This window comes from Lysobacter gummosus (genome assembly GCF_001442805.1).
GTDB classification, from domain to species: Bacteria; Pseudomonadota; Gammaproteobacteria; order Xanthomonadales; family Xanthomonadaceae; genus Lysobacter; species Lysobacter gummosus.
Map to the genome: position 1 here is coordinate 4081468 of NZ_CP011131.1, position 16689 is coordinate 4098156.

Annotated in this window: 3 protein-coding genes (1 of these 3 only partly in view); all 3 read right to left on the reverse strand. The window is 66.0% G+C overall.

Going from position 1 to position 16689, the window contains the following annotated elements; all coding sequences use genetic code 11:
- Tightly spaced (each overlapping or abutting the next), the 3 genes in view from LG3211_RS16715 to LG3211_RS16725 form a layout consistent with a single transcriptional unit that may run on beyond the window.
- On the reverse strand, positions 1–768 hold the full coding sequence (locus LG3211_RS16715) for a thioesterase II family protein (protein WP_057943824.1): 768 nt from the start codon (positions 766–768) through the stop codon (positions 1–3).
- Positions 765–14564 carry a non-ribosomal peptide synthetase gene (locus tag LG3211_RS16720; RefSeq protein WP_057943825.1) on the reverse strand — a complete coding sequence of 4600 codons (13800 nt, stop codon included), beginning with the start codon at positions 14562–14564 and terminating at the stop codon, positions 765–767. The genes LG3211_RS16715 and LG3211_RS16720 overlap by 4 nt, the downstream gene beginning before the upstream one ends.
- Positions 14557–16689: the 3' portion of a non-ribosomal peptide synthetase gene (locus LG3211_RS16725; protein ID WP_057943826.1), read on the reverse strand. Its footprint extends 7872 nt past the window's final position; only the last 2133 of its 10005 coding nucleotides appear in the window; the start codon falls outside the window, past its right edge; it ends in the stop codon at positions 14557–14559. Before LG3211_RS16725 ends, LG3211_RS16720 begins: the two co-directional genes overlap by 8 nt.

A 16689-nucleotide genomic window follows, 5' to 3' on the forward strand; every position in this document is an offset into this window, starting at 1 on the left:
TCAAGCGCTCATGCGTCCGTTCAGCTCGGCCAGTTCGATACCGACCTGTTCGAGCACCTGCGATCGCTGCGAATCGATGAAGAAATGGCCGCCGTCGAACCACACGACGCGGCAGTCCTGGCTGGTTTCGCGGCTCCAGCCGTCGACCTGGCCTTCGCCGCGGTTATCGTCGCGTTCGCCGGCGAACACGCTGATCGGCAGGTTCAGCAGCGGCCCGGTGCGGTAGCGGTAGTTTTCCGCGAGCGAGAAATCGGCGCGGATCGTCGGCAGCACCAGCTCCATCAGCTCGCGGCTTTGCAGCACCTGCGGCGGCGTGCCGTTGTAGTCCCTGAGCACATCGATCAGCGCATCGTCGGCGAGCGTGTGGTACTGCTTCGACGGGCTGCGATGCTGCGGCGCCTGGCAACCGGAGACGATCAACCGCGCCGGCCCGTTGATGCCGTGCAGGCGCAGGTAGCGGGCCAGTTCGAACGCGATCAAGGCGCCGACGCTGTGTCCGAAGAACGCGAACGGGCGGTCGTTGCGCCGCGCGATCAGCGGGGCGATCTGTTGCAGCAACGCCGGCATCGACATGATCGGCGCTTCGGCCATGCGCGCACCGCGGCCGGGCAACTGCACCGCGCAAACTTCGATCGATGGGTCCAGCGCTGCCTGCCAGCCGTGAAACACCGAGGCGCTGCCGCCGGCGTAAGCGAAGCAGAACAGGCGCAGGCGGCTGTGCGGGCGCGGCTGGGCGATCAGCCACGGCGTGGGGGCATGAACGCTCATGCGTGGCTCCTGGCGGCGAAGAATGCCTGCAGCGCGTCGGCGATCGCGGCCACGTGCGGCTCGGACAACATCGCGTAGTGATCGGCGTCGATCCAATGCGTGCTGCGTGCGCGCACCGATGCCTGCGCGGCGGTATGCGCCTCGCCGCTGCCGGCCCAGAACGCCTGCGTCGGTGTCCGCGATGGCGATTCATGCGCGTACAGCGACTGTAGATGGCGTTGGGTGATCGCCAGCTGCGCCTTGAGGTGCCCGAACGTCTCCACGTTCATCGCCGGGCTAAGCCAACGCTGCAACTGCGGCACGGCCTGATCGAACGGCATCTGCAGCAGTTCGCGGATTGAGCGCTCGCCCTGCGCCGGTGCCTCGCGCAGGACGAAGCCGTTGCCGCGCAGTTCGGCCAGGGCCGCTTCGGTCAATGCCCTGCCCTCGTCGAGCGCGTCGCGATGGGGCATGGCATGGGTATCCACCCAGCCCAGGTAATCGACCTGCGCGCCCTGCGCGATCAGTTCGTCGGCGACCGCCGAGGCGAACAGGCCGCCGGTCGACCAGCCCAGCAGGCGATACGGACCTTGCGCTTGCTCGGCGCGGATAGCGTCGGCGTAGACGCGTGCCATCGCTTGCAGATTCGCGCCGTCGTCGTGGGCCGCCTGCACGCCAAACACCCGCCAATGCGACTGCAGGCGTTGCGCGAGCGGCCGATAGAAGCCGATCTGGCCGCCGATCGGATGGATGCAGAACAAGGCCGGCGCATCGCTTACGGCATTCAACGGCACCACCAGCGACGGCGCCAGCGGCGGCGCATCGCCGCCGCGCGCCGCGTCCACCGCTTCGGCCAGCGCCGCCAAGGTCGGCGACGCGAACACCGCCGCGAGCGGCAACGAGGCCTGCAGACGCTGCTTGAGCAGATACACCAGTTTGATCGCCGACAGCGAATGCCCGCCCAGTTCGAAGAAATGGTCGTGGCGGCCGACGCGCTCGACGCCCAGCAGTTCGCTCCATATCTGCGCCAGCGTCCGTTCGCTGGCGCTGGCCGGCGCGGCGTAGTCCCTGGACAGCAACGCCGCCATGTCCGGCGCCGGCAGCGCCTTGCGGTCGAGTTTGCCGTTCTGGTTCAACGGCAACGCCGGCAGCGGCACGAATGCGCTGGGCAGCATGAACTCGGCCAGTTTCTGCGCCAGGCGCTCGCGCAGGAACGCGACGTCCAGGGTCACGCCTTCCTCGCCGACCACATAGGCGACCAGGCGCGTGTCCTGGCGATCTTCGCGGGCGATCACCGCCGCCTCGCGCACGCCCTCGATCTCGCACAGGCGCGCTTCGATCTCGCCCAGCTCGATGCGGAAGCCGCGCAGCTTGATCTGGAAATCGTTGCGGCCCAGGTATTCGATCGTACCGTCCTCGCGCCAGCGCGCCATGTCGCCGCTTCGGTACAGCCGCGCATCGGCACGCCCGGCTTGCGGCGCGAACGAATCGGCGAACGGATCGGCGATGAAGCGCTCCTCGTTCAAGTCCTCGCGCCGCCAATATCCCAGGCCGACCCCGCTACCGCCGATGCACAACTCGCCGGGCACGCCGATCGGCGCCAGACGGCCGTGTTCGTCGAGCAAGTGCACGCGGCAATGCGACAACGGACGGCCGATCGGCACCGAGCCTTCGAACCGGGTTTCGCAGCGATGCGCGCTCGTGGCGACCGAGGTTTCGGTGGGGCCATAGAAATTGAACACGCGATTCGTCGCGGCCCAGCGCTTGGCCAATGCCGGCGGCAAGGCTTCACCGGCCAGCATCAGCGTTACGCGGGTCGGCACCGGTGCGTCGTCGCCGCAGGCCTGCAGGGCCGACGACGGCAACACCACGTGGGTGATCTGGTAACTGTTCAACGCCTCCAGCAAGGGCGCGCCGGGGCGCAGGCTTTCGCGCGTTCCCAGACACACCGTGGCGCCACTGGACAAGGCGCAGGTCAGCTCGAACACGCTGCCGTCGAAACTCGGCGAGGCGAACTGCAGCATGCGACTGTCGCGATCCACTCCGAGCGTCGCCACCGAAGCTTTCACCATCCCGGCCAGTCCGCGGTGATGATTGATCGCCGCCTTGGGATGACCGGTGGAACCGGAGGTGTAGATCATGTAGGCCGGGTGTTCCGGACGCAGCGCCAGATCGTCCACGCTCAGATCGTGTTCGCGGGTTTCGCGCGCGATCGCGCCGTCGGCTTCGTCCAGGATCAGCATCGGCCCGGCATAACCCAGCTCGCGTACCTTCCCGCAGCTGGCCAGCGTGGCCAGCACCACGGCCGGCTCGCTGTCGCCCAACATGTAGCGAAGACGCTCGGACGGGTAATCCGGATCGACCGGCAGATACACCGCGCCGGCCTTGAGCGTGGCGACGAAGGCTTGCACCATCGGCCGGCCGCGCTCGCCGAACACCGCCACCCGCGCGCCGCGGCTGGCGCCGTGCGCGATCAGTTGATGGGCCAGGCGATTGGCGGCGCGATTGAGCTCGTCGTAGCTGCATTCGCCGGCGGCGTCGCGCAACGCGACCGCATGCGGACGTGCGGCGACCTGGGCTTCGAACATACGATGCACGAACGGCTCTTGCAGCGGTTCGGCCGATACCGAAGCCTGGTTGAACTCGATCAGCAAACGCTCGCGCTCGGTGGCCGGCAGGATCTCCAGCGCCTGCAATGCGATCGCCGGCTCAGCGTCGAGCGCGGCCAGCATGCTGTCCACCGCCGTGTGCAGATAGGCGACGATCCTGTCCGCGTCGATGCCGTGACTGGTCTGCGCGGTCAGGCTGAAGCCTTCGCCGATGTCGTCTACGCAGATGCCCAGCGGGTAGTTGCTGCGCTCCTCGGTGCCGAGCGCGCGCACGCCCTGCCAGCTCGAAGCGGACGGGTTCTGCGCGTCCTGCAGCATCTGCCCGTGGCGGAAGTTGATCAGCGTGGTGAACAAGGGCAACGGCGGCGCCACCGCGCTGCATCGTTGCGCCAGGGTCAACGACGCCTGCTCGTGTTCGAGAAGTTCGCCCAGGCTGCGGTAGGCCTGCGCGATCGCCTCGCTCAAGCTCACCCCGCCCAGGCGCACGCGGATCGGCAAGGTGTTGATGAACATGCCCACGACCTGATCGGCCGCTTCCGAGCCCTGCAAGCGTCCGGACAACACGGTGCCGAACACCACGTCGTCGCGGCCGCTGCACCGGCTCAATACCAGCGCCCAGGCCACGTGGAACAGCACCGCCGGGGTGACGCCCTGCTGGCGCGCGGCTTCGCGCACGCGCCTGGCCGTCGCCGCCGGCAGATCGACCCGCGCCTGCGCGCCGGTATCGCTGCCCTGCACGTTCAACACGCCGAACGGCGCGGTCGGTTCGTCCACGTCGCCGAGGCGCTCGCGGAAATAGGCTTCGTGCACGGAATCGGGCACCGCGTGAGTGCGCGCGATGAAATTGCGATACGGCTGCGGCGCGGCCAGCAAGTGCTCCTGCCCTTGCAGGATCAGGCGCACTTCCTTGTGCAGCAGCTGCATCGAATAGTTGTCGTCCACCAGATGGTGGTTCAACAAGGCCATCAGCCATTCGCCGGTGGCGTAGTCTTCGACCACGTAGGCGCGCAGCAGCGGCGCTTTTTCCAGGTCCAGCTTGATCCGGGTCGGATCGCTGGCAGCCAGCAGCGTCTGCATCGCCGGACGGTCTTCGGCCACGGTCAGCAGTTCCACCGGCATCGGCGCGCGGCGGTGCACCACCTGCACCGGCCGCGCCAGCCCTTGCCAACGCGGCGCGCTGCGCAGGATGTCGTGACGCGAGATCACATGCTGCAGCGCATCGACGAACGAATCCACCCGCTCGCGGCTGTCGAAGGCGATCAGCGAACGCATCAGATACGCATCGCCCGGCCGTTCGCTCTCGATCAGGTGATGGAACAGGATGCCTTCCTGCAACGGCCCCAGCGGATAGATGTCCTGGACGTTGCCGGTACCGCCCGGCACCGACGCTACGATGGCGTCGATCTGTTCCTGGGTGAGATCGACCAGCGGCAGCAGGTCGGGCGTGATCCGGCTGGTATGGGTGTCGATGACGTTGTCGGCGATGCGGTCGGGCGTCGAGGTAACTTGGGCCAGCACGCGCTCGGCGAAGTCGCTGAGCACGGGCACGGTGAACACCGTACGCACATCGGCATTCAGACCGCGCAGGCGCAGGCGTTCGATCAAGCCGATCACCAGCAACGAGTGACCGCCCAGTTCGAAGAAATGATCGTGGCGGCCGACGCGATCCAGGCCCAGCAGGTCTTGCCATACCTCGGCGATCGCGGTTTCCGTTTCGCCCTGCGCTGCTTCGTACTCGCGTTGCGATACCGATGCCTGGTCCGGCGCCGGCAACGCTTGCCGATCCAGCTTGCCGTTGGTCGTCAGCGGCAACGCGTCCAGGGCGACGAATGCGCTCGGGACCATGTATTCGGCCAGATCGCGCGACAAGGCTTCGCGCAGTTCCGGCACCGACCAGGTCGCGCCTTCGCGCATCACCAGATAGGCGACCAGGCGCTTGTCGCCCGGGGTGTCTTCGCGTGCGATCACCACGGCGTCGCGTACGCCCTCGCACGCGGCAAGTTTGGCCTCGATCTCGCCCAGTTCGATGCGGAAGCCGCGGATCTTGACCTGGAAATCGTTGCGGCCCAGGTACTCGATCGTGCCGTCCGCCAGCCAGCGGCCCAGGTCGCCGGTCTTGTACATCCGTGCTTGCGGATCGGGGTCGAATCGGTCCGACAGGAAGCGCTGCGCGGTCAGTTCTTCGCGATTCAAATAGCCGCGTGCGACGCCGGCACCGGCGACGTACAGCTCACCGGTGACGCCGACCGGCACCGGTTCGCCCTGCCCGTCCAGCACGTACAAACGCAGGTCGGCGATGGCTTGGCCGATCGGGCTTCCGCGCGGCACCGCGACATCGGCTTCGGTGATCGGCCTGTAGGTCGCATGCACCGTGATTTCGGTGATGCCGTACATGTTGATGAGCTGCGTGCGCGATGTCGGGTTGCGCTGCAGCCACGGCACCAGCGTGCTCAGTTCCAGGGCTTCGCCGCCGAATACGATCGTGCGCAGCTGATGCTCGTGCTCGCTCTGCGCCGCGATCAGGGCACGGAACGCGCTCGGGGTCTGGTTCAGCACGGTCACGCCTTCGCGTACCAGCAGTTCGTAGAACTCCACCGGCGAACGTGCGCACAGCGACGGCACGATGACCACGCGGCCGCCGTACAGCAGCGCGCCCCACAGTTCCCATACCGAAAAGTCGAACGCGAACGAATGGAACAGCGTCCATACGTCGGTTTCGTTGAAGCCGAACCAGTGGTCGGTGGAGGCGAACAGACGGCTGACCTGGCCGTGTTCGACCATCACGCCCTTGGGTTGTCCGGTCGAGCCGGAGGTGTAGATCACGTAGGCCAGGTGGTGGGGCTGCAGGTTGCTTACGACCGGGGTGTCGGTACCGGACTGCGCCCATACCGTCACGTCGTCCAACTCCAGCACCGGGCATGTTGCTAACGGCAGACTCGCGCGCAAGGCCGATTGGCTCAGCAACGCCACCGGCGCGCTGTCTTCCAGCATGTAGGCCAGACGATCCGCCGGATACGCCGGATCGAGCGGCACGTAGCCGCCGCCAGCCTTCAGGATGCCGAGCAGGCCGACCACCATGTCCAAACTGCGTTCGACGCAGATCGCGACGCGGTCGTCGGGTTTGACGCCCAGCTCGATCAGGCGATGTGCGACCTGGTTCGCGCGTCGGTCCAGTTCGGCATAGCTCAGGGTGTCTTGCTCGTAAGACACCGCCGGCGCATGCGGGGTGCGCGCGACCTGGGCTTCGAAGCCGTGATGGATCACGCCGCGCTCGAACTGGCGCGGCGTGTCGCCGTGGGCCTGGGCGTGGAAGCTCTGCAGCACCTGCGCCCGCTGTGGTGGCGTCAGCAGCGGCAGACGCGCGACCGAGGCCGAATCGTCGGCGGCCATCGCCGTCAGCAAGGTCGTCCAGTGATCCATCATCCGCTCGACCGTACCGCGGTCGAACAGGTCGCTGGCATAGGCGATGCTGCCGCTCAAGGCGTTGCCGTTGTCGGTCAGCGATAGGGCCAGATCGAACTGCGCGGTCTGCTGGCCGCTGTCGAGTTGCGACAGGGTCAGGCCGTGCAGTTGCAGGCCGCCGCCGTCGGGGGTGTTGTTCAAGCTCAGCAGCGCCTGGAACAGCGGGCTGTGGCTCATGCTGCGCACCGGCTGCACAGCTTCGACCACTTGTTCGAACGGCAGGTCCTGGTGTTCGTACGCGGCCAGGGTCGTGGCTTTTACCTGCGCCAGCAGACCAGCCACGCTCGGCGCGTCCTGCAGATCGACGCGCAGCGCCAAGGTGTTGACGAAGAAGCCGATCAACGGTTCGAGTTCGCTGCGCTGGCGATTGGCGACCGGGCTGCCGACGACGACATCGGATTGGCCGCTCAGGCGCGACAGCAACACCGACCAGCCGGCCAGCAAGGTCATGAAGACGGTCGTGCCGTGGCGTTGCGACAGAGTGCGCAATTGCGCGCTCAGCTCAGCCGGCAGGCGAACCGGGACGCGGTCGCCGGCGTAGCTCTGCAACGCCGGGCGCGGCCGGTCGGTCGGCAGTTCCAGCACCGCCGGGGCGCCTTGCAGCTGGTCGCGCCAGTAATTGCTTTGACGCTGCAGGGTCTCGCCTTGCAGCCAGCCGCGTTGCCACGCGGCGTAATCGGCGTACTGGATCGGCAGCGGCGGCAACGGATCGGGCCGGCCCTGACGATAAGCGTCGTACAGCGCGCTGACTTCCTTCACCAGCACGCCGATCGACCAACCGTCGGAGACGATGTGGTGCTGGGTTACCAGCAGCACGTGTTCGTGTTCACTAAGACGCAGCAGGCGACCGCGGATCAACGGGCCCTGGGCCAGATCGAACGGGGCGCGGGCCTCTTCGCGGCTTTGGGTGGCTACGGCGGAGGCTTGTGCGTCGGCGGCCAGATCGCTCAGATCGTGATCGACCAGAACGAAGCCGGTATCGGCCGGATCGATGACTTGCACTGGGGCGCCGGACTGGCTGACGAAGCGGGTGCGCAGGTTTTCGTGGCGCGCGACGATTCGATTCAGGCTGTTCTGTAGCGCCGCGCGGTCGAGTTCGCCGCTCAGCTGCAAGGCCACCGGCATGTGATAGGCCGCACCCGCGGAGTGATCGAGTTGATCCAGGAACCACAGGCGTTGCTGGGCCCACGACAGCGGCAACACGGCATTGCGGTCGGCGAGCGTGATCGGCGGTTGCGACGCGCTCTGCGAACCCTGCACGCTCGCGGCCAACGCGGCCGGAGTGGGACACGAGAACAGGTCGCGCAGCGGAATTTCCAGACCCAGCGATTGGCGCAGGCGCGAGGCGACTTGCACGGCCAGCAGTGAGTGGCCGCCGAGTTCGAAGAAGTGGTCGTGGCGGCCGACTCGCTCAAGGCCCAGCAGGTCTTGCCAGATCTCGGCGATGGCGGTTTCGATCTCGCCTTGTGGGGCTTCGTATTCGCGGCTCAGCACTGCGCCTTGGTCTGGCGCCGGCAGGGCCTTGCGGTCCAGCTTGCCGTTCGGGGTTAGCGGCAATGCGTCCAGCGCGACGAAGGCGCTCGGGACCATGTACTCGGCCAGCTCCTTCGACAGCGATTCGCGCAGTGCGGCCACCGACAGTTCGACACCGGGTTCCATGACCGCATAGGCCACCAGGCGCTTATCGCCTTCGACGTCTTCACGCGCGATCACCACTGCTTCGCGCACGCCGTCGCATGCGACCAGTCGTGCTTCGATCTCGCCCAGTTCGATGCGGAACCCGCGAATTTTGACCTGGAAGTCGTTACGGCCCAGGTACTCGATCGTCCCATCGGCCAGCCAACGGCCCAGGTCGCCGGTCTTGTACATCCGCGCCTGCGGGTCGGCGCTGAACGGGTCGCTGACGAACCGCTCGGCCGTCAGCTCGGGGCGATTCCAATAGCCGCGCGCCACTTGCACGCCGGCGATAAACAGCTCACCCGCGACACCCACCGGCACCGGTTCACCGCGAGCATCCAGCACATACATCTGCGTATTCGCCACCGGACGCCCGATCGGCACCGCGCGTCGTTGCGACGGCTCGGCGCAGTTCCAGTACGTCACCTCGATCGCGGCCTCGGTCGGGCCGTACAGGTTATGCAGCTCAACGCCGGGCAGCGCGGCAAATACTTGTTGTTGCAGGCTGTAAGGCAGCGCTTCGCCGCTGCAGAACAGCTGCTTCAGATTCTTGCAGCGACCAGCATCGACCCGGTCGACAAACACCTGCAGCATCGACGGCACGAAATGCGCCACTGTGATGCCGGCACTTTCGATCAGATCGACCAGATAATCCGGGTCCTGATGGCCCAGCGGTTTTGCCAACACCAAGGTCGCGCCCGACAGCAGCGGCTGGAAGAACTCCCATACCGATACGTCGAAACCGAACGGCGTCTTTTGCAGTACGCGATCGGAAGCGTTCCACGGAAATTGTCGAACACCCCAATCCAGACGATTCATCACCGCGTGATGCTCGTTCATCACGCCCTTGGGTTGCCCCGTCGAGCCCGAGGTGTAGATCACGTAGGCCAGATGCCGCGGCGTCAGCCCGAGCGCCTCAGGCTCGGGATCGTGTTCGTTCTGTTCACCCTGCAACGCGTCGGCATCCAAGGCGATGCGCGGCGACGCAACGTCTTCCGGCAGCAACTCGCGAGTGGCCGAGTGCATCAACACCGCTGTCGGCGCGCAATCTTCCAGCATGTAAGCCAGACGATCGCGCGGGTAGCTCGGGTCCAACGGCACGTAAGCGCCGCCGGCCTTCAGCGTACCCAGCAGGCCGATCACCATCTCCAAGCTACGCTCGACACAGATGGCGACTCGTTCGTCGGGCTTCACGCCGAGGCCGATCAACCGGTGCGCCAGACGATTGGCTCGCCGGTTGAGTTCGCTGTAACTCAGACGGGCGCCATCGAACTCCAGCGCGATCGCTTCCGGCGTGGCGCGAACCTGTGCTTCGAAGGCGCGATGAATAAACTCGATACGACGCGGCGCGGCGGTCGCGTTGAACGCCTCAACCACCCGCTCACGCTCGCCGGCCGGCAACCACGGCAGTGCATCGACCGTGGACGACTCCTCGGCAAAATGCTGCAGAAGCACGGTCAGACTGGCGACATAGCGCTCCGCGGTTTCGCGATCGAACAAATCCGTCGAATACAGCAGACCGCCGACAATGGACTCGCCGTTATCGCTCAACGACAATTCCAGATCGAAATGCGTCGTCGCCTGGCCGCTGTCCAGCGACTCGATCGACAGACCGCGCAGGTTCAGACCGCCGCCGCCCGGCGTGTTGTTCATCGTCAGCATCGCCTGGAACAACGGGCTGTGGCTCATGCTGCGCGCCGGTTGTACGGCCTCGACCACTTGTTCGAACGGGAGATCCTGGTGCTCGTACGCGGCCAGCGTCGTCGCCTTCACCCGAGACAACAGGTCGGCCACGCTCGGTGCGTCCTGCAGATCGACGCGCAACGCCAATGTGTTGACGAAGAAGCCGATCAGCGACTCAAGCTCGCTGCGTTGGCGGTTGGCAACCGGACTGCCGACCACCACCTCGGATTGACCGCTCAAACGCGACAACAAGATCGACCAGCCCGCCAGCAAGGTCATGAAGACGGTCGTGCCGTGGCGCTGCGACAAGCTACGCAACTGCGCGCTCAGATCGCTCGACAACCGCACGGGCACCCGACCGCCGGCATAGCTCTGCACCGGCGGGCGCGGCCGGTCGGTCGGCAATTCCAGCACCGCCGGAGCACCGCGCAGCTGCTCGCGCCAGTAGTTGCTCTGACGATGCAAGGTTTCGCCCTGAAGCCAACCGCGTTGCCACGCGGCGTAGTCCGCGTACTGGATCGGCAGCGGCGGCAGCGGATCGGGTTGGCCTTGGCGAAATGCGTCGTACAGCGCGCTGACTTCCTGCACCAGCACGCCGATCGACCAGCCGTCGGAGACGATGTGATGCTGGGTCACCAGCAGCACGTGTTCGCTCTCGCTCAGTCGCAGCAAGCGACCGCGAATCAATGGCCCCAGAGTCAGATCGAACGGTGCCCGCGCCTCTTCGCGGCTTTGCGCGGCCACCGACGCCGCCAACTCATCGGCAGACATGCCGCTCAGATCGCATTCGCTCAACGCAAAGCCGATGTCAGGTGAGTCGACCACCTGTACCGCGGCGCCGGCCTCGGTGACGAAGCGCGTGCGCAGGTTTTCATGCCGCGCCACGATGCGATCCAGGCTGCCACGCAACGCCGAGCGATCCAAATCGCCGCTCAACCGCAACGCCACCGGCATGTGATACGCCGCGCCCGCCGAGTGGTCGAGCTGATCCAGGAACCACAGGCGCTGTTGCGCCCACGACAGCGGCAACGCCGCGCCGCGGTCGGCCAATCCGATCGGCGACTGCGATGCACCACTTCTGCCTTGCAGACCGGCGGCCAACGCGGCCGGCGTAGGCCGCGCGAACAAATCACGCAGCGGAACTTCCAGACCCAGCGATTGCCGCAGGCGCGAAGCGACCTGCACGGCCAGCAACGAATGTCCGCCGAGCTCGAAGAAGTGATCGTGACGCCCGACCTGCTCCAGACCCAGCAGTTCCTGCCACACCACCGCGATCGCGCTTTCGACCTCGCCTTGCGGCGCTTCGTACTCGCGGCTCAGCACAGCGCTCTGGTCCGGCGCCGGCATGGCCTTTCGATCCAGCTTGCCGTTCGGCGTCAACGGCAGCGACTCCAGTACCACAAACGCGCTCGGCACCATGTATTCGGCCAAGCGATGAGACAAGTGTTCGCGCAACGCGGCGCCGGATAGAACCACGCCATCGTGGGCCAACAGGTACGCCACCAGCCGCTTGTCGCCGGGCGAATCCTCGCGCGCGATCACCACCGCTTCGCGCACGCCTTCGCACGCGGCCAGCTGGGTTTCGATCTCGCCCAGCTCGATGCGGAATCCGCGGATCTTGACCTGCGCATCGTTGCGCCCGAGGTATTCGATCGTGCCGTCGGCCAGCCAACGGCCCAGATCGCCGGTCTTGTACATCCATGCCTGCGGATCGGCATTGAACGGATCGCGCACGAAGCGCTCGGCAGTCAGCTCCGGCCGATTCCAATAACCGCGCGCCACGCCCGCACCGCCGACATGAATCTCGCCGGCCACGCCGATCGGCACCGGCTGGAGATTTTCGTCCAGCAAATACACCCGCGTATTGGTCATGGGCCGGCCGATCGGTACTTCTCCCGCCGGCGCGGCCGCGCCGCCGTCGAAGGCGATGAAGGTCGAGTCCACGGTCGCTTCGGTCGGACCGTACAGATTGAGCCAGCGGCAACCGCGCGTGGACGGCGCCGCGAGCCATGCGCTCAGATAGCGTCGCTCGACTTTTTCGCCAGCCACCGCGACCAGGCGCAGATCATTGCCGGGCAAGCTGCGTCCGGCGCCGATTTCCTGCACCCACTGATGCCAGAACGCGGTTGGAAGATCGATCACGCTCAAACGGCGATCGCGCAGGAAATCGGCGAATTCCTTATCCGGCGCGACCATGTCGGCCGAACGCAGCACCACCGTCGCTCCCGCGCACAGCGCCGGGAACAGCTCGATCACCGAACTGTCGAACGAGAAAGTGGCGAATTCGAGCGTGCGATCCTTGGGCGTCAGCGCGTAGGCGCGGATATGCGTCAGGGCCTGGGCGACGATGCTGGCGTGTTCGATCATCACGCCCTTGGGTTCGCCGGTCGAACCGGAGGTGTAGATCACATAGGCCAGATGCCGCGATTGCAGGCCCAGAGCGCCTGGATCGGGATCGTCGGCGTTGCCCGCATCCGCGTCCTGTCCATCCAGATCCAACATCGGCACCGTGCAATTGCGCAGCAGCGGCAAGCTGTCGCGCAAAGCGCGCTGCGTGACCAACGCCACCGGCGCGCTGTCGGCGAGCATGTACGCCAATCGTTCGGGCGGATAGGCGGGATCCAGCGGCACGTATCCGCCGCCGGCTTTCAGGATGCCGAGCAGACCGACCACAATGTCCAGACCGCGCTCGGCGCAAATGGCGACGCGGTCGTCGGGCTTCACGCCCGATGCGATCAGCCGATGCGCCATCCGGTTCGCACGGCGGTTCAGTTCGCCATAACTGAGCGATTGGCCTTCGAATTCCAGCGCAATCGCGTTCGGATTCGCATGCACCCGGGCCTGGATCAGTTCGTGCAACAACCGGCCGCTGCCGGTTTCGGCGCGGTCGCCGTTGAGTCCTTCGACGATGGCTTGGTGTTCTACTTGCGTCAGCAGCGGCAGGTGCGCGATGGAACTCTGATCGTCCGCGCACATCGCCGCGAGCAGAGTCGCGAAATGGCCGACATAGCGCTCCACCGTGTCGCGATCGAGCAGGTCGGTGGAAAATTCGAGATTACCCGCGATTCCGTCGCTGCCTTCGTTGAGCGACAGCGCCAGATCGAAATGAGTGGTCGGATGCGGCGATTCCAGCGCCGCTATCCGCAGGCCGGCCAACGACAGGCCGCCACCGCCGCCCGGCGTGTTGTTCATCGTCAGCATCGCCTGGAACAGCGGGCTGTGGCTCATGCTGCGCACCGGCTGCACGGCTTCGACCACTTGCTCGAACGGAAGGTCCTGATGTTCGTATGCGGCCAGCGTCGTCGCTTTCACTCGCGACAGCAGGTCGGCAACGCTCGGTGCGCCCTGCATGTCGACGCGCAGCGCCAGCGTGTTGACGAAGAAACCGATCAGCGGCTCCAGTTCGCGCCGCTGGCGATTCGCGACCGGGCTACCCACCACCACTTCCGACTGACCGCTCAGACGCGACAACAACAGCGACCAGCCGGCCAGCAGGGTCATGAAAATGGTCGTGCCGTGGCGTTGCGACAAGCTGCGCAGCTGCGCGCTCAAATCGCTCGACAGCCGAACCGGGACCCGGTCGCCTGCGTAACTTTGCACGGGCGGGCGCGGCCGATCGGTCGGCAACTCCAGCACCGCCGGAGCGCCGCGCAACCGCTCGCGCCAATAGTTGCTCTGGCGTTGCAGGGTCTCGCCCTGCAGCCAGCCGCGCTGCCACGCCGCGTAATCCGCGTACTGGATCGGCAGCGGCGGCAACGGATCGGATTTGCCCTGGCGGAAAGCTTCGTACAACGCGGTGACTTCCTGCACCAGCACGCCGATCGACCAGCCGTCGGAGACGATGTGGTGCTGGGTCACCAGCAGCACGTGTTCGTGTTCGCTCAGACGCAGCAAGCGACCGCGGATCAGCGGCCCCTGGGCCATATCGAACGGAGCGCGCGCCTCTTCGCGGCTTTGCGCTCTGATCGCCGCGGCTTGTCCATCGGCCGACAGGCCGCGCAGATCGGATTGATTCAAGGCGAAACCGGTGTCGGCCGGATCGATCATCTGCACCGGAGCGCCGGACTGGCTGACGAAGCGGGTGCGCAGGTTTTCGTGGCGCGCGACGATCCGGTCGAGGCTGCTCCGCAACGCGGACAGATCCAACTCGCCGCTCAGCTGCAAGGCCACCGGCATGTGATAGGCGGCGCCGGCGGAATGATCGAGCTGATCCAGGAACCACAGGCGTTGCTGCGCCCACGACAGCGGCAGCGACTGGCTGCGATCGGCATGCGCGATCGCATCGCGCGCTTCGCGCTCCGCCGCGCCGGCGGCGGCGCGCTGCTTGAGCCGGTTCAGCAGGATGCTGCGCTTGAGCTCTTCCAGCGACTCGCTGCTCTTACTCATTGACCGACTCCCGCTTCAGGATTTCCAACAATTCCTCTTCCGAGAGACCGTCGAGTTCGTCTTCCATGTCCTGCAGCTCATCGCCGAGGAACTCCATCATCTGCTGGGCCCTGACCGCGTCGGCCAGCACGTGCAGAACCGGTTGTTCGAACAGACCGCGCAGTGGCACGTCTACGTGGAATTTCTCGCGCACACGCACCATCAACTGCATTGCCAGCAGCGAATGGCCGCCGAGTTCGAAGAAGTGATCGTGGCGGCCGACTCGCTCAAGGCCCAGCAGGTCTTGCCAGATCTCGGCGATGGCGGTTTCGATCTCGCCTTGCGGGGCTTCGTATTCGCGGCTCAGCACCGCGCCCTGATCCGGTGTCGGCAGGGCTTTGCGGTCCAGCTTGCCGTTCGGAGTCAGCGGCAATGCGTCCAGCGCGACGAAAGCGCTCGGGACCATGTACTCGGCCAAGTCCTTCGATAGCGATTCGCGCAATGCGGCCACCGACAGTTCGAGACCGGGTTCCATGACCGCATAGGCCACCAGGCGCTTGTCGCCTTCGACGTCTTCACGCGCGATCACCACTGCTTCGCGCACGCCATCGCAGGCGACCAATCGTGCTTCGATCTCGCCCAGCTCGATGCGGAACCCGCGAATTTTGACCTGGAAGTCGTTGCGGCCCAGGTACTCGATCGTGCCGTCGGCCAACCAGCGGCCCAGGTCGCCGGTCTTGTACATCCGCGCCTGCGGGTCGGCGCTGAACGGGTCGCGGACGAACCGCTCGGCCGTCAGCTCGGGGCGATTCCAGTAACCCCGCGCTACTTGGACGCCGCCCAGATGCAACTCGCCGACGACGCCGACCGGTACCGGTTCGCCGCGCGCATCCAGCATGTACACCGGCGTATTCGCGATCGGCCGGCCAATGACCGGTCCGCCCGCCGCTTCGCGAATGCTGCCGATCGTCGCGTCCACCGTGCATTCGGTCGGACCGTACATGTTGTGGAAGTGGATGCGCTTCGAATCCCGCAACTGCGCCCACAGCTTCGGGCCGATAGGTTCGCCGCCCAGCAATACGCTGACCGGGCGATGGCCCTCGCCTTCCAACAGCCCTGCGGCCAACAAGCCTTCGAGTTGCGAAGGCGTGCTGTCCAGCGCGTCAATCTTCTGCGCTTCGATGAACTCCAGCATCGCCGGACCGCTGGCGCGGATCGACTGCGGGATCGGCAGCACGCAGTGGCCCGACAGCAGCTGCAGCAAGCCCTTGAGCGACATATCAAACGCGTAAGCCGCGTTCAAGCCGATCCGCGAACCCGGAGCCACTTCGCGATGCGTAGTCGCCTGCATCGCCCGCCAGAAGTTCACCGGCGAGCGATGCTCGATCATCACGCCCTTGGGCTGACCGGTCGAACCGGACGTGTAGATCATGTAAGCCAAGTGCGTCGAATTCAGCGCCACCGAAGGCGCCTGCTCCGATTCCTGCGCCAGCGTCGCGTCTTCCAGCTCGATCACCGGTACCGACAACGAACCCAGCAACGGTCGCACCGACGCCTGCGTCACCAAAGCCATTGGCTGACTGTCTTGCAGCATGTAACTTAGGCGATCGAGCGGATAGCTCGGGTCCAGCGGAACGTAACCAGCCCCCGATTTCAGGATGCCGACTAGACCGACCACCATCTCCACGCTGCGCTCGACGCAGATCGCCACGCGATTATCGGGCTTCACGCCCAAACCGATCAGACGATGCGCGACTTGATTCGCCCGGCGATCCAGCTCGGCATAACTCAGCGTCACCCCTTCATACGACACCGCCGGTGCGTCCGGCGTCCGCGTGACCTGGGCCTCGAACAGCTCCACCAGCGTTTGATCGTGCGACTGCGCATCCACCGAATTGAACTCGCGCAAGACCGTCTCGCGCTCGGCCGCGGGCAGAATCGGCAGTTCCTGCAGCGCTTGCTGCGACCCATCCTCCAGCGCCGACAACAACGACGCCAACGCCTGCTCCATGTACCGCACCAGCCGTTGCGGATCGATTCCCGCCACCGCCAGCACCGTCAATCCGAACGCTTCGCCCAGATCCTCCACCGACATCGTCAGCGGATAGTTGTTGCGCGTATCGCCACCGATCAGCCGCATGCCGCT

What these genes read in the sequence shown, in the direction of transcription:
- LG3211_RS16715 (WP_057943824.1), bottom strand. Translation starts at nt 768, where the DNA reads ATGAGCGTTCATGCCCCCACGCCGTGGCTGATCGCCCAGCCGCGCCCG.
- LG3211_RS16720 (WP_057943825.1), bottom strand. Translation starts at nt 14,564, where the DNA reads ATGAGTAAGAGCAGCGAGTCGCTGGAAGAGCTCAAGCGCAGCATCCTG.